Source organism: Kribbella sp. NPDC006257 (genome assembly GCF_040613535.1).
GTDB lineage: Bacteria > Actinomycetota > Actinomycetes > Propionibacteriales > Kribbellaceae > Kribbella.
Map to the genome: position 1 here is coordinate 1 of NZ_JBEXSJ010000043.1, position 21,956 is coordinate 21,956.

Consider the following 21,956-nt stretch of genomic DNA (forward strand, 5'->3'; position numbering starts at 1 on the left):
AAGCACCACGGCGACTGGCAAGTCTTCACCACCGACACCGGCACACTCGTCTTCATCAGCCCCACCGGACGCGCCTACCTCGAACCACCCACCATGCCCAACACCACACCCGGCACACCCAACGCGGAGTCACCCCCCAACACACCCAACGCGGAGGCACACCCCAACACACCCAACGTGGAGGCACGCCCCCACACCGAAGCCGCCTGACACGCGCGCGCTTGGGCAAGGCTCGGAATAGCATCTGGCAGTGACCGACTTGGCTGGTGAGCTGCAGAGACTGCACGAGGCCGGCACGACGGAGGAGTTTGTCGATGCCGTGTGGGATCTGCGGGACTCCGCGTACGACCACCCGGAGGCCTGGACGGGCTTGACTGCGGAGACGCTGTTCAGGCTCCGGGGGAGACGCTGGAGGGTGAGCTGACTCGGAGGGCTGATGACGAGTCGGCCAATCGCCTGCTCGCCAAAGCTTTGAGGAATGCGCTCGGTTTGCCGGACTAGCCCGGCCGGGTGCTAGAGCGAACTCCGGCGGGTTTGTAGGTCCGCTCGGGGGCTCATCTAGGTCCGCTCGGGGTGCTCGTCACCTCGCTCGGGAGGGGGTTCTTCGTCGCTGACGACGGGGTGGGACGCAGCTTAGCGCGGGCTGCCCTTGGTCGGTCGGCGGGAGCGATCGCGGTTGTTCGGCGAGTTGGGGTGCGCGGCATCACGGGCGTGGGTCGGAGGCGCCAAAGGAACAGTCGCCCGCGAGGGCGGTGTCCGATTCACACGCTGAAACCGGCGGCGACGGCATCGTCACTGGCGGCGTGCCTTCCCGCCACAGCAACACCGACCTCGAACTGCTCTTTCGCCTGTGCTGGTTGTGATTTGGGTCATGGGTGGGGATGGGTTTACGCCTGTGGGCCGGGTTGGCGTCTGGGGGTGATGTCACGAATTGGGGCGCTGCGGGGTCGTACAGGTAGCCGCGGGGTTCGCGGCCGGAGTGGACAGTGATGGCGAGAGGACTGGCCGATGCACCGCTCGTTGAGAGGTCTGCGGGGAAGGGTGTTCCCCGACCACTGGTCGCTGTTGTTCGGCCAGGTCGCGTTCTACAGCTTCGTCGTGGTGATGGTGACCGGCGTGATCTTGATGGTTCCGTACGAACCTTCGGTCGATCACGTCGTCTACGACGGACCGTACGGGCCGCTTCAAGGCGTGTCCATGTCGCGGGCACTGGATTCGACCCTGGCGATCAGCTTCGAGGTTCGCTCGGGCTTGCTGGTGCGCCAGGTCCATCACTGGGCGTCCTTGCTGATGGTGGCAGCGATCATGCTGCATCTGCTGCGCCTGTTCTTCACCGGCGGGTTCCGTCGACCACGCCGGCTGAGCTGGCTGGTCGTCTTCGGCCTGCTCATTGTGACGCTCGGCGCCTGTCTCACCGGTACCGCGCTGCCGGACGACATGTTGTCGGGCTCGAGTCTCGCTGTCACCGATGGCGTGGTGAAGTCGGTCCCGTTCGTCGGCTCGGCTCTTTCGAGCCTGCTGTTCGGCGGGGAGTTCCCGGGGAACGTCATCGCCCGCTTCTATCCGTTGCACGTCTACGTTCTGCCCGTCGTACTCGTCGCGCTCTTCATCCTGCTCGCGGTCCTGGCCCTCAAGCGTGGGCCCGCCCAGTTCGCCGGACCTGGGCGAACGAACGACAACGTAGTGGGACGCCCGGCGGCTGTGGCCGCGGTCAAGGGCGCCGGGATGTTCTGTTTCGTGGTCGGCGTCGCGTTGCTGATGGGTGCCACGGCGACCATCAACCCGATCTGGATGTACGGCCCGGCCGATCCCGCCAACGCCTCGGCAGGAATCGGCCCGGCCTGGTATCTCGCGTTCCTGGACGGCGCGTTGCGGCTGGCGCCGGGATGGGAGGTCGTCTGGTGGGGGAGGACCGTCACTCTCGCCGTCCTGCTGCCGGTCGTGCTCTGCACGTTGTTTCTCGCACTGGTCGCCGTCTACCCGTTCATCGAGGGGTGGATCAGCGGCGACCAGGGTGATCAGAACCTGCTCGAACGACCTCGCCACAACCCGACCCGGACTGGCATCGGCGTCGCCGGCATCGTCTTCTACGGCGTTCTGTGGGCCGCCGCCGGCGCCGACACCATGGCCGTCCTGTTCCACCTCTCGGTGAACGCGCTCATCCACCTGTTCCAGGTACTGCTGATCGTCGGTCCGCCGGCCGCCTTCGTCGTGACCCGTCGCCTCTGTGTGGGACTGCAGAACCGGGATCTGGACATCGCAGTGCACGGTGTCGAGACCGGCCGGGTCGTCCGGCTGCCGGACGGCGGGTACGTCGAGGACCACCGGCCGGTGGATGCCTACCAACGCTGGCGGCTAGCCGGCTTCGTCCGTGGTGAACCCGCGCAGCTGCCCGGCACCAGCCGTCGCATCTCCCCGGTACGACGGCTGCGGGCCCGGCTGGCGACATTCTTCAACCAGGACCGGCTGATTCCTCCGGTGACCCACTGACGCCAGGGTCAGAGGAGGGGGCGGATGGACTTCATCAGTACCTCGGCCCAGAACGCCGTACCGACTCCAGCTTTGGGGTGGACGCCGTCGGAGAGGTAGTAGTTGATGTAGTCCTTGCCTCGGTACTGGAGCCACCTGCTCCACGGGATCACCCGGTCCGGCCCCATGGTGTCGTGGATCTGCAGGTTGACCCAGCCGGAGTTGCGTTGGTCGGCAACCTGGACGGCGGAGGGCTCCGACCAGCGGGAGGCATGGGTGTCGACCCAAAGCACCTTGGTAGTCGACGGTACGCCGGCCAGCAGCCGGTTGATCTGCGTCGTCATCACCGACGGGTCGAAGATGTCGTTCGTGCCGGTGGCCATCACCAGGATCTTCGGCTTGGTGGTCAGCGACAGCACCCAGTCGACGGCCGGTGTTGTCGGCCGGCCGGACCAGTAGTTCACCGCGACAGTGTGGCCTTCCGCGGTCATCGCCGAGATCAGGTCGGACCGTCCCAGCGTGGTGATCGAATCCCCGACGACGAACACGTCCGCGACCGGAGTGCCATCGGCTTCGGTCACATCGCCGACGGTCCCGTGCTGGTTCCCCGTCCAGTCGCCGATCGCTCCACTGCCGAAGTCGACCGCCGTCGTACGGGCTCCCGCCGGACCGACCAGCCCGGTCACCACAGCAAGGACAAGCAGGCTGGTCAGGGCCGGCCGGAGGGTGCGTTTGAACATGATCCGCCTCTCGTCAAAAGATCGCGACGAGCGTAGAGCCAGCCCGGCCTGAGACGTGAGGAAGTTGCACCTTGTTGCAGCCGGGTCAGGACCACCACTTCTCGTCAGCAGCCTTGGCTTCCGCGGTGTGCTGTGTGGTGTCCAGGGCATCCAGCGCCGCCATCGACTCTTCGTCCAGGGAGAAGTCGAGCGCGCCGAAGTTCTCCTCGATGCGAGCGGGCCTCGACGACTTCGGGATCACCGAGACGCCGCGCTGCAAGGACCAACGGATCAGCACCTGGGCAGCAGTGCGGCCAGTGGCGGCGGCGATCTTCGCGACAACCGGGTCGTCAAGATGCTCGCCGGTTCCCAACGGGCTGTACCCCTGCGGTACTACACCCGCAGCCAAGCAAGCCTCGACCAACCCCCGCCGATCTACGAACGGGCTGTACTGGAACTGGTTGACCATCGGCGGGACCTCTGCAACTGCAGACACCTCAGCGAGTTCAGCAGCACTGAAGTTCGACACCCCGATGCCCTTGGCCAGACCAGCTGCATGGGCAGCCTCCATCCCCGGCCAGGCAACCGTCGCGCCACCCTGCGGCCAGTGCACAAGATAGAGATCCACGTACGCCGTATCGAGGCGCTCCAAGCTCTTCTCCATCTCAGCCAGCGGATCGCGCCGGCCCGGGTGGAACTTGGTCGTCAGGAAGATCTCCCCCCGCGGCACCCCACTGCTCCGAAGCGCGCGACCAACGCTGGCCTCATTCCCATAGGCCTGCGCCGTGTCGATCAGCCGATACCCACTCTCGAGCGCCGCAGTCACCGCCCGTTCACAGACAGGTCCGTCCGGCACCTGCCAGACCCCCAGCCCCAGCGCGGGAATCTCGCTACCGTTCGCAAGCTTGAGCATCTCTACTCCCAGTTCGGATGTGTCAGCGCTTGGTGGCCAGCAGGACTGCGGCGTCCGGGGCGACCATGACCTCTACTGTGGTGAAGCGTTTGTCCATCAGCCATTCCTGGCGGAGGGCGTCGACGCGGCCTTCGTACATGGGGGGCCAGACCATCGACGGGGTGAAGTCGTCCAGTACTACGAAGCCGCCGGGCTCTACTGCCTCGGCGATGACGTCGCGGGCCGAGAGCTTCGCCTCGCGGGCGTCCACGAAGAGCAGTGAGAACGGGCCGCGTTCGATCAGGGCGGACCAGTCGGCGGAAAGCACCTCGATGCGGCCGTCTTCGGCGAAGAGTTCGGCGACCGCCTTCGCGAGCTGGGGGTCGCTCTCGGCGGTGACGATCTTGGTGTGGTCGGTGGCGCCGGAGCGCAGCCAGGCGGAACCGACGCCGCAACCGGTGCCGACCTCGCCGAGGGTGCCGGTCCGGGATGCCGCGAGCGTCGCCAGTAATCGGCCGGTCTCGTTGCGGGTGGCGCTGACGAATCCGCGCCGGCCGGACAGGCTGAGGGCCGCCGAAACCAGCGGTGGTAGTTCTGGAGGAGCACTCACCGGTTGAGAGTTGCACAGCATTGGTCCAGCAGCGTTACCGACATCTCACATCTCGGGACAGTCTGCCCGCATTGTGGCGAAATAGTCGGACGCCAGAGTATCTTCGGACCCATCATGCAGTTCGTGGTACGCCTTATTCGCTGCCGCGCCGGGGTCCGCTGAGGCCGACCTCCCCGGCGCGGGTTTCGGCGTACTCCCGCCCGGTAGTGCCAGTCGTCGGCCGTTTGTGACAGCACGAGACCAAACGGGAGAGCAGCATGTACGACATGTATCCGGCCAACTGGAAGGTCGTCGACGGACGCGAGCGCAAGGCCGCCCGCCGTCGCCGTCCCGCACCTCGTCAGGCCGAGACCCAACCAGTCCAAGAGGCCATGAACCGCCGCGACAACGGGGGAGAACCCAAGAAGTGAGCACGCAACAGCACTCGAACAAGACGGCGTTCAAGCTGGCAGTGGTCGGTGGCGACGGGATCGGTCCCGAGGTCACCGCCGAGGCGCTCAAGGTCCTCGACGCGGTCAGCGCGAACTACGGCGTCACGTTCGAGCGCACGGAGTACGACCTCGGCGCGAAGCGCTGGCACGCGACCGGGGAGACCCTGCCGGACGCCGAGCTCGAGGAGATCCGCGGTCACGACGCGATCCTGCTCGGTGCGGTCGGCGACCCGACGGTGCCGTCCGGCGTACTGGAGCGCGGCCTGCTCCTCAAGCTCCGCTTCGCCCTCGACCACTACGTGAACCTGCGGCCGTCGAAGATCTACCCGAGTGTCGGCTCCCCGCTGGCGAACCCGGGCGAGGTCGACTTCGTCGTCGTCCGCGAGGGCACCGAAGGCCCGTACGTCGGCAACGGTGGCGCCCTCCGCGTCGGCACGCCGGCCGAGATCGCGACCGAGGTGAGCGTCAACACGGCGTACGGCGTGGAGCGGGTCGTCCGGGACGCGTTCGCCCGGGCGCAGGCGCGGCCGCGCAAGAAGCTGACGCTGGTGCACAAGAACAACGTCCTCGTGTACGCCGGTCACCTGTGGACCCGGACGGTGGACAAGGTGAAGGCGGAGTTCCCCGAGATCACCGTCGACTACCTGCACGTGGACGCGGCGACGATCTTCCTGGTCACCGACCCGGCGCGGTTCGATGTGATCGTCACCGACAACCTGTTCGGCGACATCATCACCGACCTGGCGGCCGCGATCAGCGGTGGGATCGGGCTGGCGGCGAGCGGCAACATCAACCCGGACCGGACCGCGCCGAGCATGTTCGAGCCGGTGCACGGCTCCGCGCCGGACATCGCCGGTCAGCAGAAGGCGGACCCGACGGCGGCGATCCTGTCCACCGCGCTGCTCTGCGACCACCTCGGCCTGACCGAGGCGGCCGCGGCCATCGAGGCGGCCGTGACCGCCGACATCGAGGAGCGCACCGGTTCCGCCCGGACCACCTCGGAGATCGGTGACGCGATCGCCAAGCGCGCGGCTGGGTGACCACTCGCATGACCACTTTGGCAAGAGGTACGGTGCGGTTATGAGCGCCGATCTAGAGTTCACCGTTGAGCCAAACACCCAACCGGCCAGCGACGACCAGCGCGCCCAGATCCTGGCGAACCCGGGATTCGGGCAGTACTTCTCCGACCACATGGCGATCGCCACCTGGACCAAGGAGAACGGCTGGCACGACGCGAGGATCACCGCCTTCGGGCCGCTGGAGCTGTCTCCGGCGACCTCGGTGTTCCACTACGCCCAGACCATCTTCGAGGGGATGAAGGCCTACCGGCATCCCGACGACTCGATCCACCTGTTCCGGCCGGAAGCCAACGCGCAGCGGTTCAACCGCTCGGCGCACCGGCTCGCGCTGCCGGAGCTGCCCGAGGACGCGTTCCTGGACTCGCTGCACAAGCTGGTCGAGATCGACAAGGCCTGGGTGCCCGCCGGTGGCGAGACCTCTCTCTACCTGCGCCCGTTCATGTTCGGTTCGGACCCGTTCCTCGGCGTCCGCCCGTCGGCCCAGGTGACCTACGTCGCGATCGCCTCCCCGGCCGGCTCGTACTTCGCCAAGGGCGTCAAGCCGGTCCGGATCTGGCTGAGCGAGGAGTACACCCGGGCAGCCCCCGGTGGTACGGGCGCAGCCAAGACCGGCGGCAACTACGCGTCGTCACTGCTCGCGCAGGCCGAGGCCACCGCGCAGGGCTGTGACCAGGTCGCGTTCCTCGACGCGGTCGAGAAGAAGTGGATCGAAGAGCTCGGCGGGATGAACCTGTACTTCGTCCTCGACGACAAGACCGTCGTCACCCCGGAGCTGTCCGGCACGATCCTCGAGGGGATCACCCGCGACTCGATCCTGAAGCTCGTCACCGACCTCGGCTACTCGGTCGCCGAGCGGAAGATCTCGATCGACGAATGGCGCGACGGTGCGGCCTCGGGCAAGATCCGCGAGGTGTTCGCCTGCGGCACCGCCGCCGTGATCACCCCGGTCGCGTCGCTGAAGTGGAAGGACGGCGAGGTCCAGGTCGCCGACGGCAACGGCGGCCCGGTCACCGGTGCGGTCCGCTCGGCTCTGCTGGATGTCCAGTACGGCCGGTCCAAGGACCCGCACAACTGGATGACCAAGGTCTGCTAGTAAATCGGATTGCGTCTGGTTCATCGAGCGCCGTACGGTCGGTGCCGATGAACCAGACAGCCGAGCTGTTGCCGCTACCGGACCGGAAGCCTGCCGATGTCGAGGTGGCGCGGCGGTTGATCGCGGCGCAGTTCCCGGAGTGGGCCGAGCTGGAGATCCGGTCGGTCGACTCGCAAGGGTGGGACAACCGGACGTTCCGGCTCGGTGACTCGCTGCTCGTTCGGCTGCCTACTGCTGCGGAGTACGCGCTGGCGGTCGAGAAGGAGCATCGGTGGTTGCCGGTGTTCGCGCCGTTGCTGCCTGCGGAGATTCCGGCTCCGGTGGTGAAGGGCGTGCCTGGTGACGGGTTTCCGCACGAGTGGTCGGTCTGTATCGGGGTGGGCCGCTGACGACGTACGACGGGTGGGCCCGGGCGTCGCTGAAGACCTTGGCAGGAGTGGTCGACACCGAGTTGGCCGAGGAGATCTGGGAGCGGTCGTTGCGGCCGCCGTGGGACGGGCGGGCGGTGTGGTTCCACGGTGATATTGCGGCGGGGAACCTGCTGGTGCGCGATGGATCGCTGGCGGCCGTGATCGACTTCGGGACCTGTGGGGTGGGGGATCCGGCCTGTGATCTGGCGATCGCGTGGACGATGCTGAGCGGCGAGACCCGGACTGCCTTCCGGGATCGCTTGCAGGTGGACGATCCGACCTGGCAACGGGGTCAAGGGTGGGCGTTGTGGAAGGCGCTGGTCGTCTGCGCGGGGGCTGTTCGCGATGGCGAGGAGCTTCCGGCGGACTCGTCGCTCGTGCTGGCGGAGATTCTGGCGGGTTCGTAGTACGGGACTGGGCGCCGTAGTACTGGTCAGCGTACTGGATGTCCGCTTTCCGAGACAATTCTGCTCGATGTGGAAAGCCTGTGGCAGACTTCCAATTGTTATGAAGCTCTACCAGGTCATTATTCTTTAGGCGCGCTCAGCAAGCAGTACCTGAGCGCGCAAACCTCTCGCACCCTGCGGGAGGTTTTTTGTTTGCCTTTAGCAACCCACACCGGAAGGCGACATCCGTGACTACACCCGCCGAGGCCGACGAATTCCACGTCTACGACACCACCCTGCGCGACGGCGCGCAGCAGGAGGGTCTGGCGCTGTCCGTGGCGGACAAGATCGCCATCGCGCAACACCTGGACGACCTGGGCGTGGGCTTCATCGAGGGCGGCTGGCCGGGTGCGGTGCCGAAGGACACGGAGTTCTTCGCCCGGGCGCGCACCGAGTTGCACCTGCGGCACGCGACGTTCGCTGCTTTCGGCGCGACGTGCAAGCCGGGTGCCCAGGCTGCCGACGACGCCCAGGTCGCTGCGCTGCGCGAGTCGGGTGCGGACGTCGTCACGTTGGTTGCCAAGAGCCACGATGCGCATGTCGAGCGGGCCCTACGGACGACGCTGGACGAGAACCTGCGGATGGTCGCCGACACCGTGCAGCATCTCCGCGCGAATGGTCAGCGGGTTTTCCTCGACACCGAGCACTTCTTCGACGGTTACCGTGCGAATCGCGCCTACGCGCTGGAAGTAGTACGGGTCGCTGCCGAGGCGGGCGCCGACGTGGTCGCGCTCTGCGACACGAACGGCGGCACGCTGCCTCGCGAGCTGCAGGATGTCGTACGGGATGTTCTGGAGACGACCGGTGCCCGGCTCGGCATCCACGCGCACAACGACGGTGGATGCGCGGTCGCCAACTCGATCGCCGCCGTCGAGGCCGGCTGCACGCACGTGCAGGGCACGATCAACGGGTACGGCGAACGCACCGGCAACGCCGATCTGCTCGCGGTCGTCGCCAACCTCGAACTCAAGCGCGGCATGCAACTGCTGCCGCCCGGCCGGCTGGCCGAGTCGTACCGGATCGCGCATGCGATCGCCGAAGTGACGAACGTGCCGCCGTCGACCCGGCAGCCGTACGTCGGTGTGTCTGCTTTCGCCCACAAGGCGGGACTGCACGCCAGCGCCATCAAGGTGGATCCCGATCTCTACCAGCACACGGATCCGGCCCTGGTGGGCAACGACATGAGGATGCTCGTGTCGGAGATGGCCGGCCGGGCAAGCGTGGAGCTGAAGGGCCGCGAGCTCGGGTTCGATCTCGGCAACGACCGCGATCTGGTCAGCCGGGTGACCGACCGGGTGAAGGAGATGGAGGCGCGCGGGTACACCTTCGAGGCCGCCGACGCGTCGTTCGAGCTGCTGCTGACCGAGGAGGTCTCCGGTGCCCGGGCGAGCTTCTTCGACGTCGAGTCGTGGCGGGTGATCACCGAGTCGCGCGCCGACGGCGAGGCGGTCTCGGAGGCGACGGTGAAGCTGGTCGCCGGCGGGGATCGCGAGATCGTCACCGGTGAAGGGAACGGGCCGGTGAACGCGCTCGACCACGCGCTCCGGGTGGCGATCGAGCGGGCGTATCCGGTGGTGAACAAGTTCGATCTGCGCGACTACAAGGTCCGCATCCTCGACCAAGGGCATGGCACGGACGCCGTGATCAGAGTTCTGATCGAGACGGCCGACGGCGAGGGTTCCTGGGTGACGGTCGGGGTCGGGCACAACATCGTCGAGGCTTCCTGGGAGGCGCTGGTCGACGGCGTCACCTACGGCCTGCTTCGCCACAAGGAGGTCGTCCGATGACGATGGTCGATACCCGTACCACGGCACCTGCGTACGTCGTACCGGAACGCGTACTCACCACCTTCACCGCGAAGGTCGTCGAGACCCGCGGCCTGTTCGCCCGGATCGCCGTCCAGCTGAACCCGTACGACGTCCGCGAACTCAAGCTCTGCCTCGAGACCTGCACCCTGCGCATCGTCGTCGAGGGCAAAGGCTTCGACGCCGGCCGGGTCGCCGCCCGCCTCGACAAGATCATCGGAGTCCTGGACGTCAGCTACTCCTAGTCATTGGACAGCGGGATGATCCGCCGGCCTACCTGGATGATCGCGCCCGCGGAGCTGGCTTGTTCGTCGGTGACGGCGCGACCGCTGCCGGCGTCCGGTGTGGAGATGTTGACGGGATCCTTGCCGTTCTCGATCAGGGTGTAGCGGTCGCTGTCACCTCCCACGGCGTCGACGACACTGGTGTGCAGGATCGCCTTGGCTGCGGCGATCTGGGTCAGATCGAGGTCTTCCGCGCGTCCTCGTCCCGTCAGCTTCGGGACCTCGCCGCTGACCGTGTCGGCGACCCTCTGCTCGACGACTTTGTGGTCGCGATCGCGTTGCTCGACGACGGCGTAGCGTCCGCTGATTCGACCGGCGAGCCAGGCGACCGACCAGTCATCCTTGATCGGTACCTGCTGCAGTGCGCCGGTCTCCGGCGTGATGAAGACGGCTCGGTTGCTGTACAAGGCGCGTGCGTTGCCATCGACGACATCGAGCAGCTCCCTGAAGTCTGGGCGTAGGAACTCGGCTGACCAGGTTTGCCCACCCGCGAGCGGAGTTCCGTGTGCGACGCGGCGACCGTGCTTCTCGTAGCCGAACTCGATGAAGGTCTGCCCCGCGATGACGAAGTCGTTGCTCTTGGCCTGTACTACGGCCGCCAGCTGCCCGGTGCCGACGTTGAGCACCGCTGCGGGGAGCCTCTTCGACTTCGGGCCGTCCACGGCGATCCACTCGGAGCGCGGCACCCAACGCTGCGGATTGTACGAACTCTGCCCGCCGGAGCCGGCCGTGGCTCGATCGGGGGACGACCAGACCTTCCTGCCGCTGCGGAGATCGAGCCCGGTGGTCGTCGTCTCGCTCGTGAAGACGATCACCTCATCGTTGGCGGTGAACGGCGTCTGGTCGCCGACATCCTGCTTCCAGCTGGTCCTGCCGTCGGCGATCGAGACGATGGCGGCCTGACCGTGCTGCCGTTCGGAGTCGGAGAAGACGAGCAGGGCGTCACCGAGTGGCTGGGTCTTCACGTCGCTCGGGCCGAAGGATTCGCTCTTCCACACCTCGTCGCCGTCCGAGCGTTGGTGGCCTTGCAACCTGCCGGTGCCGGCATCGAACGTGACCGCGATGTCGCCGGCTGCCGCGACCAGGCGGATGTCCTCGTCGATCGTCCATCCGGCTTGCGTGATCGGCGGGATCCGGACCAGGAGAACGCCGGCGGCGACCAGGGCTCCTGCGGTCACACCGGCGGCAATCCGTTGGACGAGCCCGAAGCGCCAGGACGCGACGACGAGTGCGATGGCGGCGAGCGCCAGGCTGAGCCCCCAGACGACCCATCCCCAGTCGAGCGCGACAGTCAGTACGCCGAGGAGGACAGCGACCGCGAGGACGACGAGTGCCGCGACCGTCCTTCGGCGTACCCGGCGACGGCGCTCCTTGGCGATCTCGGCGGCCAGGTCGGAGTCGAGACCGGGGGCGGTGTCGGGCATCTGGATTTCCTCGGGTCGGGTCTGCTTGCGCAGAGCCTCGAATGGGGCTCTGCGCAAGCACTTTAAGGGATCAGTCCCAGCTGAGGCTGCCGCCGGACTGGTATTCGATGACTCGGGACTCGAAGAAGTTCTTCTCCTTCTTGAGGTCCATCATTTCCGACATCCAGCCGAACGGGTTGCGGGTTTCGCCGAAGATGGGGGCGAGACCGATCTGTTCGGCGCGGCGGTCGGTGATGAAGTGCATGTACTGCTCGCAGAGGTCCGCGGTGAGGCCGAGCATGCCGTTGGGCATGGTGGCTCGGCCGTAGGCGACTTCCAGTTCACAGGCCTCGGTGAGCATCTGGCGGACCTCCGCTTGGAACGCAGCGGTCCACAGGTGTGGGTTCTCCTGTTTGATCTGGTTGATGCAGTCGATGCCGAAGTTCAGGTGGATCGACTCGTCGCGCAGGATGTACTGGTACTGCTCGGCGATCCCGACCATCTTGTTTCGCCGGCCGAGCGAGAGGATCTGGGCGAACCCGGTGTAGAACCACATTCCCTCGAAGACCACGTAGAACGCGATCAGGTCCCGGAGGAAGTCGGTGTCCGACTCCGGCGTACCGGTCTTGAACTCCGGGTCCTCCAGATGCTGGGTGTACTTCAGCGCCCAGGCGTCCTTGTCGGAGATCGACGGCACCTCGCGATACATGTTGAACAGCTCGCCCTCGTCCAGCCCGAGCGACGTGCAGATGTACTGGAAGGTGTGCGTGTGCACAGCCTCCTCGAACGCCTGGCGCAGCAGGTAGTGCCGGCACTCGGGGTTGGTGAGCTGGCGGTAGACCGCGAGCACGATGTTGTTCGCGACCAGCGACTCCGCGGTGGCGAAGAAGCCGAGGTTGCGCTTCAGCATCAGCCGCTCATCCTCGGTCAGGCCGTCCTTCGACTTCCACAGAGCGATGTCGGCCTGCATCGAGACCTCGGTCGGCATCCAGTGGTTGTTGCATCCAGCAAGGTATTTGTCCCACGCCCACTGGTACTTCAGCGGCAGCAGTTGGTTCACGTCCGCGCGCGCGTTGATCATCGCCTTGTCGGCCACCTCGACGCAAGCCGCTCCGAGGGTGATCACTGGCAGGCCTCGCAATCCGGGTCTTCGATCGAACAAGTGGCACCTGTGGGCTCGGGTAGTGCAACCGGTACGGCGTTGAGCCGGCCATCCGTTCCTTGCAGAGTGGACTTCTCGACATGCGTGGCCGACTGCGAACGCAAGTAGTACGTCGTCTTCAGCCCGTAGCGCCACGCCGACCGGTACAGCTCGTCGAGCGCCTTGCCGGACGGAGCCGCCATGTAGAGGTTCAGCGACTGCGCCTGGTCGAGCCACTTCTGCCGGCGCGACGCCGCCTTGATCAGCCACAGCGGGTCCAGCTCGAACGCGGTCGCGTACAGCTCCTGCAGATCAGCTGGCACCCGGTCGATCTGGGACAGCATGCCGTCGTGGTACTTCAGATCCGACACCATCACCTGGTCCCACAGTCCGCGCGCCTTGAGGTCGGCGACGAGGTACGGGTTGGCGACGGTGAACTCACCCGACATGTTCGACTTCACGAACAGGTTGCGGTAGATCGGCTCGATCGACTGGCTCACGCCGCAGATGTTGGAGATCGTCGCGGTCGGGGCGATCGCCAGCACGTTCGAGTTGCGCATGCCTTCGCGGAGCACCTTCCCCCGGAGTACGTCCCAATCGAGTTGCTTGCCGGTGTCAACGGTCAGGTCGCCGTTCCGCGCCTGCCGGAGCAGCTCGAGCGAGTCGATCGGCAGGATGCCCTGGCTCCACAGCGAGCCCTCGTACGTCTGGTAGGTGCCGCGCTCGGCGGCGAGATCCGTCGACGCCTCGATCGCGTGGTAGCTGATCTGCTCCATCGAGCTGTCGGCGAACGCGACGGCGGCCTCGGAGCTGTAGGGGATGCGCAGCGCGAAGAGCGCGTCGGCGAAGCCCATCAGGCCGAGGCCGACCGGGCGATGCCGCTGGTTCGCGCGCTCCGACTCGGGCGTCGTGTAGAAGTTCACGTCGATCACGTTGTCGAGCATCCGAACCGCTGTCTTCACGGTGTCGCGGAGGAGCTCTGCATCTAGGCCGGTCTTGGTCAGGTGTGGGACCAGGTTGACCGAACCGAGGTTGCAGACCGCGGTCTCGTCGACGGTGGTGTTCAGCGTGATCTCGGTACACAGGTTCGACGAGTGGACCACGCCGTCGTGCTGCTGCGGCGAGCGCAGGTTGCACGCGTCCTTGAAGGTGATCCACGGGTGACCGGTCTCGAACAGCACGGTCAGCATCCGGCGCCACAGATCGACGGCCTTGACCCGGCGGAACACCCGGATCTCACCGCGATCGGCAGCCTGCTCATAGTTCTCGTACGCCGTGGCGAAGGCTGCGCCGTACAGGTCATGCAGATCAGGCACCTCGTCGGGCGAGAACAGCGTCCAGTCGCCGCCGGCCTCGACTCGCTGCAGGAACAGGTCCGGCACCCAGTTGGCCGTGTTCATGTCGTGCGTACGACGGCGCTCGTCACCGGTGTTCTTGCGAAGGTCGAGGAACTCCTCGATGTCGATGTGCCAGGTCTCGAGGTACGCACAGACCGCGCCCTTGCGCTTGCCGCCCTGGTTGACCGCGACGGCCGTGTCGTTCGCGATCTTCAGGAACGGTACGACGCCTTGCGACTCGCCGTTGGTGCCGCGGATCTTGGCGCCGATCCCGCGGACCGGCGTCCAGTCGTTGCCGAGACCACCGGAGTACTTGGCGAGCAGCGCGTTGTTCCGGATGCCGGTGAAGATGCCGGACAGGTCATCTTCGACGGTGGTCAGGAAGCAGGAGGAGAGCTGCGGACGCGTCGTACCGGAGTTGAACAGGGTCGGCGTACTCGACATGAACCGGAAGGAGCTGAGCAGCTCGTAGAACTCGATCGCCCGGTCCTCACGGTTCTCTTCTTTGAGAGAGATTCCCATGGCGACGCGGAGGAAGAAGGCCTGCGGCAGCTCGAAGCGGGTCTTGTCGATGTGCAGCAGGTAGCGGTCGTAAAGGGTCTGCAAGCCGAGGAACGCGAAGTCGAGGTCGCGCTCGGGCTTGATCGCCGCGGCCAGCTTGGCCAGGTCGAAAGTGGCCAGCTCTGGGTCGAGCAGGCCTGCCTCGATACCGGTCCGGATGTACAGCGGGAAGTAGTCGACGTACGCCGTGGCCATGTCGGCCTGGCTCGCCTGGCGCGGCTCACCGTGCACCCGGCCGAGCGTCTCGCGGCGGATCTGGTCGAGCAGCAGCCGGGACGCCGCGAAGCTGTACTGCGGTTCGTTCTCCACATAGCCGCGGGCCGCCATCACCAGGGCGAGCTCGACCTCGTGCTGGGCGATGCCGTCGTAGCAGGAGCCCAGGGTTTCGTTGAGGATCAGCTCGGCGTCGACGGCGTCGAGGCCTGCCGCAGCCTCGGCGACGATGACGCGGAGTCGCTCGACGTCAAGTGGAGCGGTGCTGCCGTCGGCCGCGCGGACCGTGATGACCGGCTTCGTGCTCAGCTCTTCGGCGGTGCTGCTGCCGTCACGCCGTACGACGGTCAGTTGGGTCGGTGTTTGGTTCGCCACGCCTGGCTGGGTCGTGGTTTGGGAAAGGATTGTCACAAGCGCTCTCTCCACGCGAGTCTTTGACGACCGGGACCCTGTGGCGTGCGCGCATGACGGGACAGCACAGATCCGCACGAGGTCGTGGCGACCTCGTGTCGTCTGCTGTCACGCCCTGCGGCCCGCCCTCGAGGCCTCGGACAGCGTGTACCGGCGGCACACGCACCGGCGACAGGTATTCGGGCTCACGGGACACGTTCCCCGCTTACCGCTGCGGGGCAGCCCCGGATTTCCACAGGATTCCCCTGGTGCCAGTAGTAGGACCTTAGCTCGCCAACCCCTACATCTAGTGGCAGGACGCGCCGTGTGTCGCACATCTTGTGGAGGTGGTTGTGTCGTCGGGCCATGTCAAGATTGCTGCGACGGCTCCGACCCACTGCTGAGAGTCGCCAGCGTGGCGGCGGTCACGCCCTGGGAAGGAACTGGTATGAGCGATCTGCAGGAGCAGGTTCAAGGGGTCATCGACGGCCTGGTCGAGTCGGGTGCCGAGAACGGAATCCAGGCCGCGGTCTACCACCGCGGCACCCCAATCGTCGACGCAGTCGCCGGCACGGCAGGTCCGTCCGTCGACGCGTCTGAAGCGTCCGCTGAGCGGCCGGTGACCTCGGACACGCTGTTTTACGCCGCCTCTGCGGTCAAAGGTGTTGCGGCGACGGTCATACACGTGCTGGTCGAGGAGGGTGTGTTCGGCTACGACACGTTGGTGGCGGACCTGTGGCCCGAGTTCGGTGCTCGTGGCAAGGAGACGACGACGGTCTGGCATGTTCTGACCCACTCGGCGGGGGTGCCGGCGGTGCCGGCCGATCTGACGGTGGATCAGCTGTGTGACTGGGACGGGATGTGCTCGATGATCGCCGCCCTCGAGCCGTGGTGGACGCCGGGGGAGCGGGTCGGCTACCACGCGGTCACCTTCGGGTTCCTCGTTGGCGAGATCATCCGGCGGGCGACCGGGAATCCGATCTCGCAGGTGCTCGCCGAGGGGATCGGTGCGCGGCTGGGAGTCGCCGACGAACTGTTCTTCGGCGTACCGGCGGACGCGCTGGATCGGGTGGCGTACTTCGAGGACGATCCCGAGGGAACGGCGGCGTTTGCTTCGCTGCCGCCGGAATTCCCGTTGTTCAAGGCTGCTCCGATGCAGTTGTTCCCCAATGCTGCTTACGCCAACAATCCGGGGTTGATCAGCTCCAACGTCCCGGCCGGCGGGATCGTGACGGCGCGAGCGATGGCCAAGATGTACGCCGCGCTGCTCGGTGAGGTCGACGGGGTGCGGTTGGTGAGCGCGGAGCGGTTGCGGGAGATCTCGAGTATCGCTACTTCCGGCGATGACGAGATGACCGGCGGACCAGCGCAGTACGGACTCGGTTACACCGTCGGACAGCTCGGCGGCCGGCCGGTTGCGAAGACCGTCTTCGGTCATGTCGGGGTCGGCGGTGGGGCCGCCTACGCGGATACGGCGAGTGGGATCTCGGTCGCGGTCACCAAGAACCGGTTCAACCCGATCGAGCTGAACGCGTTCGACGCCGTCTGGGACCTGGCCACCAGAGCCCTCTCCTGAGCGGTGGTTTGGAGATACGGACCCTGGCGACCAGGCGTCTGCCGTGCCGGGCCGACCCGCGCGCCTCAGGCGGGTCGGCTCGGCTTGTCACCCCGTGGTTGGTCCGGCGCCTGACCAGTGGCGTCCGGGCCGGGGTGGACTGTGGGTGTCAGGCGGCGAGGGCGTGGAGGTCTTGGAGCGTCATGATCTCGGAGCCGTGGTGGATGAGCTCCCGGTTGAGACGGAGGACAACGTGGCCGAAGGGTTCGGCGGCGTCGAGCTCGGTTGCCTGGCTGAGGCCGACCGTCATTGCCTGCTCCTCGTCGAGCTCAGCGATCGAGTCCTGCCAGGCGTCGACCCAATGCGCGAGCCAGGCCACCGCGTCCTGCGCGTTGCCGTGCAGGGTGATGTCGGCCCGCCCCTGTTTGCTGGCGCCGAAGGTCCACTCCCAGCGCTCGAAGAAGGTCTCGGTCAGATGGGCGATCAGCCAGGCGATGGTCCGCGGCCCGCGATGATCCGGTTCGTCCGGCCACTGCGCGACCCATTCGCCGGACCCGAGCGATCTGAACCGCCCGGCGTACTGCCGTCGCACGACGGTCAGCGCCTCGCTGCTCGGGCGCCAGAAGTACTGCTCGTCGGTCAGCGCGGCGAGTCGCCCGGACAACACCATCCAGCTGAAGCCGAGCTGCCCACGCACCATCGCCATCGCAGACGGCCGCTGCAGGATGTCCCAGTCGAACGGCTCCGGCATCACAGTTCCTCACACTCCCCGTTTTGATCTCGCCTCGAACGTATGTTCGAATTGAACCTCGGTCGATCAACGAAAGTCAACTCACGGAGTGTGTCGGTGCTGGCGTCGAAGGGAGTGGTCTGTTAGGTGGACTTGGGTGCTGCCGGGACTGGTCTGCTGGGTGGTTCGATCCTGGTATCCGCGGCGGGGCTGGCGAAGCGGCGTTCGAGGAGGGTGAAGGCGTCGATGAGTTCAGGGGCCTCGTAGATGCGGTTGCGGCGGGCGTCGGTGACCTCGCGGAGGACGCCGGCGGCTGTCAATCGGGTGAGGGCCTGGTTGGCGGCTTGCTGGGAGCGGTCGATCAGGCGGGCCGCGGCGGCGAGGGTGAGAACGGGGGCCGCGGGCAACGTGTTGATCAGGAGCTCGGTGGCGGAGCCGGCTCGGACAGGGGCTGCTCGTTCGCGCCAGGCGGACTTGAGTTCCGCGGCAGTCCGTTCGAAGCGGGCGGCCTCGGCGGTGGCGTGACTGCACGCGATGGCGAACATGAGTAGCCAGCGGTTGGCCGCCGTACGGGCTCGTTGGTTTGTTGCCTTTCCGGTGTATCTGAAGGCGGTGAGTGCTTCGACGTACTGCGTGGCGTGGGTGGCCAGGGACAGGGAGACCGGGGGAACGGTTCGCTCGACCAGGCCTTCGGCGCGCAGGATGAGGTGGATCAGGGCGCGACCGGTGCGACCGTTGCCGTCGGCAAAGGGATGGATGGTCTCGAACTGGGCGTGGGCGATCGCGGCCTTCGCGAGCACAGGCAGGCGGGATTCGCGCACGAAGGTCATCAGGTCCGCCAGGAGTTCCGGGACGAGTTGTGCGGGCGGCGGAACGTAGTACGCCTCGGCGGGGGAGCGGCCGCCGATCCAGTTCTGCAGGACACGCACTTCACCGCCGTACTCCGGTGTAGGTGAATGCGCCATCAACCGCCGGTGTGCCTCGAGCAGATGCTCCACCTCGAGCTTGTCACCGGTCCCGACGGACTCGGTGACCCAGGTCATCGCGTCCACGGCGCCCAGTACTTCGTCCGCCGTAACGTCGTGGTGCCGCTCGCTGTCCCGGAGCGCCTCGGCTTTGAGGAGTCGCCGGGCCCCGACCACGAGCCCTTCGATCTGCGATGACCCGACGGCCTCGGCGCGCAACAACAAGCGAGCGAGCGCCTCGCTGTTGGTCAGTACCGCGGCTGTCGCATCCAGCCGCGCGAGATCCCCGGCCGCATCCTCCAATGCAGCCAGCACCTCGTCGTCCAGGTCGAACTCCCGTCCCACCAGGGGGTCCGGGAAGTAGAGCTCGTACGACCCGCCCAGCCGCTCGGCCCGGGTGAACCCGTCCGGATGCCCCGGCCACCGATGCAACTCCACCCGCGCCATGTCTCCGAGTGTGCCTTATTCAAGCTTACCGAACAACCTTGAATACTCCGAACTTCGGCGAAGGTTGTGCGCTCAGCCAATGAGCGAATCGTGATTACCGAGCGTGGCGATGAGGAGTATGGTCACGTGCAGTGATCGGGCCGGGGGACGACCTCCGGGTCGCGGCCCGAAATGCACTGTCCATTGCATGAGGGGGAAACTCGTGACGCACGACGCGCAGCAGCCTGCCCAATTCCAGCCGCCATCCGGCCAATTCCAGCCGCCGCCCGGACAAAATCCCGCGCCCGGCCAAGTTCCGCCGCCGGGGCAAATGCCGCCCGGGCCGTTCCAGCAGGCGCAGTACCAGCCACCCTATTTCCAGCCGCCGAAGAAGAAGCACACAGGGGGGACACGCCTTCTCGATCGGAAAGCATGAAACGCTGGCCGGCTGGGCGGTCACGAACGAGGGTGACATGTTCTCGATCACCGGCAAGGTGAAGAATGTCAGCGACACAACCTCCTCAGCTTTCCTGCATTTCAAATTTTCCTGAGCAAGGACGGCGAAGTGCTCGGGAATGTCCAATGCGCGAGCAGCGATCTGGAGCCTGGCCAGACGGTCGCCATGGATTGTCTCCCGGACGGCAAATTCAGCAACGCCTACGTGAAGATCACGGCCGAGGCCACCTTCTGAGAGCGGACGGGAGATCGGTAGCAGGGTCTCCCGCCAACTCGCTCACACGCAGTGAGATTCGCTGCTGCTGCTCCCTGCGCTGGAGAGACTGGTTCTCCAGCGCGATGAGGAGGCGGTTCAGTGAGTCTGGATGCGGATGCACTGCGGATGGTGGCGGCCAATGAGGCTGATTGGGATGCGCGGGCTGCGTTGCATGCGGCGAGTGCGTTCTACGATCGGCCGGCCGAGTTCTGGTTTGCGGAGTATGAGTGGGAAGACCTCGGCGAGCTGGATGGGCGGGACGTAGCACATCTGCAGTGTCATCTGGGGACCGAGACGGTGGCGTTTGCCAGGCGGGGAGCCAAGACCGTCGGGCTTGATCTGTCCGGGAAGTCACTGGAAGAGGCTCGGCGGATCGCCGCGGAGGCAGACGAGAAGGTCGAGTATGTGCATGCGAACGTGTACGACGCGGTCGAGGCGTTGCAGGGAAGGCAGTTCGACGTCGTCTACACCGGCAAGGGCGCGCTCTGCTATCTACCGGATCTGAAGGCCTGGGCCGAGGTGGTCAAGCAGCTTCTGAAACCAGGCGGCTCGCTCTATGTCGTCGAGTTCCACCCTTTGCTGAACGCGCTCGGGCCAGTGGCGTTGCCTGGGGACACGGGCGAGTTGATCATCCGCAAGGACTACCTGGAAGGGCGCGGGTCGATCGCACACGACTCGACGGTCACCTACACCGGTGACCAGGTCCCGGGTCGGCAGCGCAGTTACGAGTGGATGCACGGCCTCGGCGAACTCGTCACCACGCTCGCCACGACCGGCTTCCAGATCACCAGCCTCCGAGAGTCCGAAGTACTGCAATGGCCCCGCTGGCCGTCCATGGAACAAACCCCCGAAGGCTGGTACCGCCTCCCCGACGACGCTCCAAGAATCCCCCTCCTGTTCGCCCTCAAGGCCCAGCGAGCGGACTGACCAGGTCTCCGGCAAGTCGGAGGAGTTGCTCGCAGAGGTCGGTGAGTTGGGTGCGGAGGGGGCGGGCTCGGTCGGCGAAGGAGCGTTGGGTTGCGGCGTACGTCGCTTTGCCGGCGGGGGTTTCGATTTCGATGGGGGAGTAGCCCAAGGCCTTGAAGTCGTAGGGGGAGGCGCGCATGTCGAGGGTGCGGATGTCTCGGGCGAGTTCGAAGCAGTCGAGGAGCAACGAACTGGGGGTGAAGGGCATCAGTTTTGTTGCCCATTTGTAGAGGTCCATGTTGGCGTGGAGGCAGCCGCCTTGTTCCAGCGTGGGCTGTAGCTCGCGCGTGGGTTGCAGGACGTTCAGGGGGCGCGCGGGAGTGGTGAAGAAGCGGAAGGCGTCGTAGTGGGAGCAGGCGATCTTGTGCGACTCGACCACCTCGTCGGTGCCGGCTGGGCCGAGGCGGAGTGGCCAGGAGTGGCGGGTTTCCTCGGTTCGGTAGACCATCGCCCATTCGTGCAGGCCGAAGCAGCCGAACTGGGGCTGCCGGGAGGCCGTTGCCGAGAGCAACTTGTGGATCCAGGCGATCGAGTCCGCCCGGCGCGCCAGCTCTGACGGATCCAGGGAGGCCGCGCCCTCGGCGTACCGGTAGCCCTTCTTCGTTCCGTACTGCGTGGCGCCGCGGAGCCGGATGCCCGGGCCGGGGTGCCAGACCCTGAGTTGGTTCGGGCGGGTCGGGTAATAGGTGAAGAGGAAGTCCTCGACCGGGTGCTTCTCGCGGCGCTGCTTGCGGGCCAGGTGATCGGCGAGCAGGGCGTCGACGCGCGCACCATGAGCAGCCGCCAATGGCTCCCACTCGGCGCGGTCGAGAACGGTCACAGGTCCAGGGTGAACGCGTACAGGTCGACGCCGGGGCGGGGGGACCAGTCGCGTTCGGGGAGCCGGGTGAAGCCGAGGCGTTCGTAGATGCGGTGGGCGGTGGTCATCGCCTGCGCGCTGCTCATCACGACGCGGGTGAAGCCGAGATCGCGGGAGCGCTGGATGCAGTGCTCCGTCAGCAGCGTCCCGATGCCGAGACCACGGGCCGCCGCCGCCACCCCGAGCATCCGGAACTCACCCTCGTCGTCGCGGCCGATCTCACGGTAGACCGAGCCCACCGGACAGAAAGTGACCGTTCCTAACAGTTCCGTGCCGTTGGCCGCGACCCAGAGTTCCGCCTTGGCGGCGCGGTCGGCGGCGGCGGCCAAGGTGCGGGAGTAGTCGGAGCCGGGCGGAGTGAAGCCGTCGTTCGCGTACGCCGCGGCGGTGAGTTCGCCGACGGCGTCGTACTCGGTGGGAAGAGCCGGCCGGATGTCAGGTGTCACCGGATAACTGTCTC

The 21,956-nt window shown here is 66.5% G+C and carries 23 protein-coding genes and 1 riboswitch; of the genes, 13 read left to right on the forward strand and 10 right to left on the reverse strand.

All coding sequences use genetic code 11. The annotated features are described in order from the left end of the window. The 3 genes from ABZ004_RS34915 to ABZ004_RS34925 all read left to right on the forward strand — a co-directional run. The coding region (locus tag ABZ004_RS34915; RefSeq protein ID WP_355685755.1) for a hypothetical protein at nt 1–210 on the forward strand (210 nt) is incomplete at its 5' end. 40 nt (nt 211–250) lie between these two features. Beyond that, nucleotides 251–424, forward strand: coding sequence for a hypothetical protein (locus ABZ004_RS34920; protein WP_355685757.1), 174 nt, complete (start codon nt 251–253; stop codon nt 422–424). A gap of 584 nt (nt 425–1,008) precedes the next feature. Continuing rightward, nucleotides 1,009–2,490 carry a cytochrome b N-terminal domain-containing protein gene (locus tag ABZ004_RS34925; protein WP_355685759.1) on the forward strand — a complete coding sequence of 494 codons (1,482 nt, stop codon included), beginning with the start codon at nt 1,009–1,011 and terminating at the stop codon, nt 2,488–2,490. A gap of 8 nt (nt 2,491–2,498) precedes the next feature. On the opposite strand, the gene ABZ004_RS34930 is transcribed toward ABZ004_RS34925, so the two are convergent. From ABZ004_RS34930 to ABZ004_RS34940, 3 genes are all read right to left on the reverse strand, one after another. Beyond that, on the reverse strand, nt 2,499–3,209 hold the full coding sequence (locus ABZ004_RS34930; protein WP_355685760.1) for an SGNH/GDSL hydrolase family protein: 711 nt from the start codon (nt 3,207–3,209) through the stop codon (nt 2,499–2,501). A gap of 85 nt (nt 3,210–3,294) precedes the next feature. Then, the gene (locus tag ABZ004_RS34935) at nt 3,295–4,101 is read right to left on the reverse strand and encodes an aldo/keto reductase (protein ID WP_355685762.1); all 807 of its coding nucleotides are present in this window, start codon (nt 4,099–4,101) and stop codon (nt 3,295–3,297) included. Between the two features lie 22 nt (nt 4,102–4,123). Further along, entirely contained in the window at nt 4,124–4,690 is a 567-nt protein-coding gene (locus ABZ004_RS34940; RefSeq protein ID WP_355685764.1) for a class I SAM-dependent methyltransferase, read from the reverse strand. Between the two features lie 257 nt (nt 4,691–4,947). On the opposite strand from ABZ004_RS34940, the gene ABZ004_RS34945 reads away from it, so the two are divergent. The 7 genes from ABZ004_RS34945 (at nt 4,948) to ABZ004_RS34975 (ending at nt 10,199) form a co-directional block, all read left to right on the forward strand. Beyond that, nucleotides 4,948–5,100, forward strand: a complete 153-nt coding sequence (locus ABZ004_RS34945; protein ID WP_020392829.1) for a hypothetical protein — start codon at nt 4,948–4,950, stop codon at nt 5,098–5,100. After that, nucleotides 5,097–6,161: a 3-isopropylmalate dehydrogenase gene (locus ABZ004_RS34950; RefSeq protein WP_355685766.1), complete on the forward strand. Its 1,065-nt coding sequence runs from the start codon at nt 5,097–5,099 to the stop codon at nt 6,159–6,161. Before ABZ004_RS34945 ends, ABZ004_RS34950 begins: the two co-directional genes overlap by 4 nt. Before the next feature lie 40 nt (nt 6,162–6,201). After that, nucleotides 6,202–7,293, forward strand: a complete 1,092-nt coding sequence (locus ABZ004_RS34955) for a branched-chain amino acid aminotransferase (RefSeq protein ID WP_355685768.1) — start codon at nt 6,202–6,204, stop codon at nt 7,291–7,293. A 47-nt stretch (nt 7,294–7,340) separates the two neighbouring features. Beyond that, the gene (locus ABZ004_RS34960; protein ID WP_355685770.1) at nt 7,341–7,682 is read left to right on the forward strand and encodes a phosphotransferase; all 342 of its coding nucleotides are present in this window, start codon (nt 7,341–7,343) and stop codon (nt 7,680–7,682) included. After that, nucleotides 7,652–8,110 (forward strand): phosphotransferase, encoded by a 459-nt coding sequence (locus ABZ004_RS34965; protein WP_355685772.1) that lies wholly within the window; start codon nt 7,652–7,654, stop codon nt 8,108–8,110. The genes ABZ004_RS34960 and ABZ004_RS34965 overlap by 31 nt, the downstream gene beginning before the upstream one ends. A gap of 227 nt (nt 8,111–8,337) precedes the next feature. Further along, the gene (cimA, locus tag ABZ004_RS34970) at nt 8,338–9,936 is read left to right on the forward strand and encodes a citramalate synthase (protein ID WP_355685774.1); all 1,599 of its coding nucleotides are present in this window, start codon (nt 8,338–8,340) and stop codon (nt 9,934–9,936) included. Beyond that, nucleotides 9,933–10,199 (forward strand): hypothetical protein, encoded by a 267-nt coding sequence (locus tag ABZ004_RS34975; protein ID WP_355685776.1) that lies wholly within the window; start codon nt 9,933–9,935, stop codon nt 10,197–10,199. The genes cimA and ABZ004_RS34975 overlap by 4 nt, the downstream gene beginning before the upstream one ends. On the opposite strand, the gene ABZ004_RS34980 is transcribed toward ABZ004_RS34975, so the two are convergent. The 3 genes from ABZ004_RS34980 to ABZ004_RS34990 all read right to left on the reverse strand — a co-directional run bounded on the left by ABZ004_RS34980 (nt 10,196) and on the right by ABZ004_RS34990 (nt 15,268). Next, entirely contained in the window at nt 10,196–11,662 is a 1,467-nt protein-coding gene (locus ABZ004_RS34980) for a PQQ-binding-like beta-propeller repeat protein (protein WP_355685778.1), read from the reverse strand. The two genes, ABZ004_RS34975 and ABZ004_RS34980, sit on opposite strands and share 4 nt — an antisense overlap. 70 nt (nt 11,663–11,732) lie before the next feature. Continuing rightward, the gene (locus ABZ004_RS34985) at nt 11,733–12,767 is read right to left on the reverse strand and encodes a ribonucleotide-diphosphate reductase subunit beta (protein ID WP_355685780.1); all 1,035 of its coding nucleotides are present in this window, start codon (nt 12,765–12,767) and stop codon (nt 11,733–11,735) included. Further along, on the reverse strand, nt 12,764–15,268 hold the full coding sequence (locus ABZ004_RS34990; protein WP_355685782.1) for a ribonucleoside-diphosphate reductase subunit alpha: 2,505 nt from the start codon (nt 15,266–15,268) through the stop codon (nt 12,764–12,766). Before ABZ004_RS34990 ends, ABZ004_RS34985 begins: the two co-directional genes overlap by 4 nt. A 188-nt stretch (nt 15,269–15,456) precedes the next feature. Next, nucleotides 15,457–15,594, reverse strand: a riboswitch (cobalamin riboswitch). Nucleotides 15,595–15,731: 137 nt separating this feature from the next. Here ABZ004_RS34990 and ABZ004_RS34995 point away from each other — a divergent pair. After that, nucleotides 15,732–16,859, forward strand: coding sequence for a serine hydrolase domain-containing protein (locus tag ABZ004_RS34995; protein ID WP_355685784.1), 1,128 nt, complete (start codon nt 15,732–15,734; stop codon nt 16,857–16,859). A gap of 148 nt (nt 16,860–17,007) precedes the next feature. Here the strand turns inward: ABZ004_RS34995 and ABZ004_RS35000 are convergent, their stop codons facing one another. Together ABZ004_RS35000 and ABZ004_RS35005 are read right to left on the reverse strand one after the other, a co-directional pair. Then, entirely contained in the window at nt 17,008–17,589 is a 582-nt protein-coding gene (locus tag ABZ004_RS35000; protein ID WP_355685786.1) for a DinB family protein, read from the reverse strand. 122 nt (nt 17,590–17,711) lie between these two features. Continuing rightward, nucleotides 17,712–18,980 (reverse strand): Fic family protein, encoded by a 1,269-nt coding sequence (locus tag ABZ004_RS35005; RefSeq protein WP_355685787.1) that lies wholly within the window; start codon nt 18,978–18,980, stop codon nt 17,712–17,714. A gap of 544 nt (nt 18,981–19,524) precedes the next feature. On the opposite strand from ABZ004_RS35005, the gene ABZ004_RS35010 reads away from it, so the two are divergent. Next, nucleotides 19,525–19,650 (forward strand): hypothetical protein, encoded by a 126-nt coding sequence (locus tag ABZ004_RS35010; protein ID WP_355685789.1) that lies wholly within the window; start codon nt 19,525–19,527, stop codon nt 19,648–19,650. A gap of 120 nt (nt 19,651–19,770) precedes the next feature. Beyond that, complete coding sequence (locus tag ABZ004_RS35015) at nt 19,771–20,598, forward strand: class I SAM-dependent methyltransferase (protein ID WP_355685791.1); 828 nt, start codon at nt 19,771–19,773, stop codon at nt 20,596–20,598. Here ABZ004_RS35015 and ABZ004_RS35020 read toward each other — a convergent pair. Continuing rightward, a complete protein-coding gene (locus ABZ004_RS35020) occupies nt 20,576–21,457 on the reverse strand; it encodes a 3-methyladenine DNA glycosylase (RefSeq protein ID WP_355685792.1) in 882 nt (293 codons plus the stop codon). The two genes, ABZ004_RS35015 and ABZ004_RS35020, sit on opposite strands and share 23 nt — an antisense overlap. Beyond that, nucleotides 21,454–21,942 (reverse strand): GNAT family N-acetyltransferase, encoded by a 489-nt coding sequence (locus ABZ004_RS35025; RefSeq protein WP_355685794.1) that lies wholly within the window; start codon nt 21,940–21,942, stop codon nt 21,454–21,456. Before ABZ004_RS35025 ends, ABZ004_RS35020 begins: the two co-directional genes overlap by 4 nt. Nucleotides 21,943–21,956 lie beyond the last annotated feature (14 nt).

Bases quoted from the DNA above. Each gene is read 5' to 3' on its own strand.
- ABZ004_RS34925 (WP_355685759.1), top strand. From the start codon at position 1,009: ATGCACCGCTCGTTGAGAGGTCTGCGGGGAAGGGTGTTCCCCGACCAC.
- ABZ004_RS34930 (WP_355685760.1), bottom strand. From the start codon at position 3,209: ATGTTCAAACGCACCCTCCGGCCGGCCCTGACCAGCCTGCTTGTCCTT.
- ABZ004_RS34935 (WP_355685762.1), bottom strand. From the start codon at position 4,101: ATGCTCAAGCTTGCGAACGGTAGCGAGATTCCCGCGCTGGGGCTGGGG.
- ABZ004_RS34945 (WP_020392829.1), top strand. From the start codon at position 4,948: ATGTACGACATGTATCCGGCCAACTGGAAGGTCGTCGACGGACGCGAG.
- ABZ004_RS34955 (WP_355685768.1), top strand. From the start codon at position 6,202: ATGAGCGCCGATCTAGAGTTCACCGTTGAGCCAAACACCCAACCGGCC.
- ABZ004_RS34960 (WP_355685770.1), top strand. From the start codon at position 7,341: ATGAACCAGACAGCCGAGCTGTTGCCGCTACCGGACCGGAAGCCTGCC.
- ABZ004_RS34975 (WP_355685776.1), top strand. From the start codon at position 9,933: ATGACGATGGTCGATACCCGTACCACGGCACCTGCGTACGTCGTACCG.
- ABZ004_RS34980 (WP_355685778.1), bottom strand. From the start codon at position 11,662: ATGCCCGACACCGCCCCCGGTCTCGACTCCGACCTGGCCGCCGAGATC.
- ABZ004_RS34995 (WP_355685784.1), top strand. From the start codon at position 15,732: ATGAGCGATCTGCAGGAGCAGGTTCAAGGGGTCATCGACGGCCTGGTC.
- ABZ004_RS35000 (WP_355685786.1), bottom strand. From the start codon at position 17,589: ATGCCGGAGCCGTTCGACTGGGACATCCTGCAGCGGCCGTCTGCGATG.
- ABZ004_RS35005 (WP_355685787.1), bottom strand. From the start codon at position 18,980: ATGGCGCGGGTGGAGTTGCATCGGTGGCCGGGGCATCCGGACGGGTTC.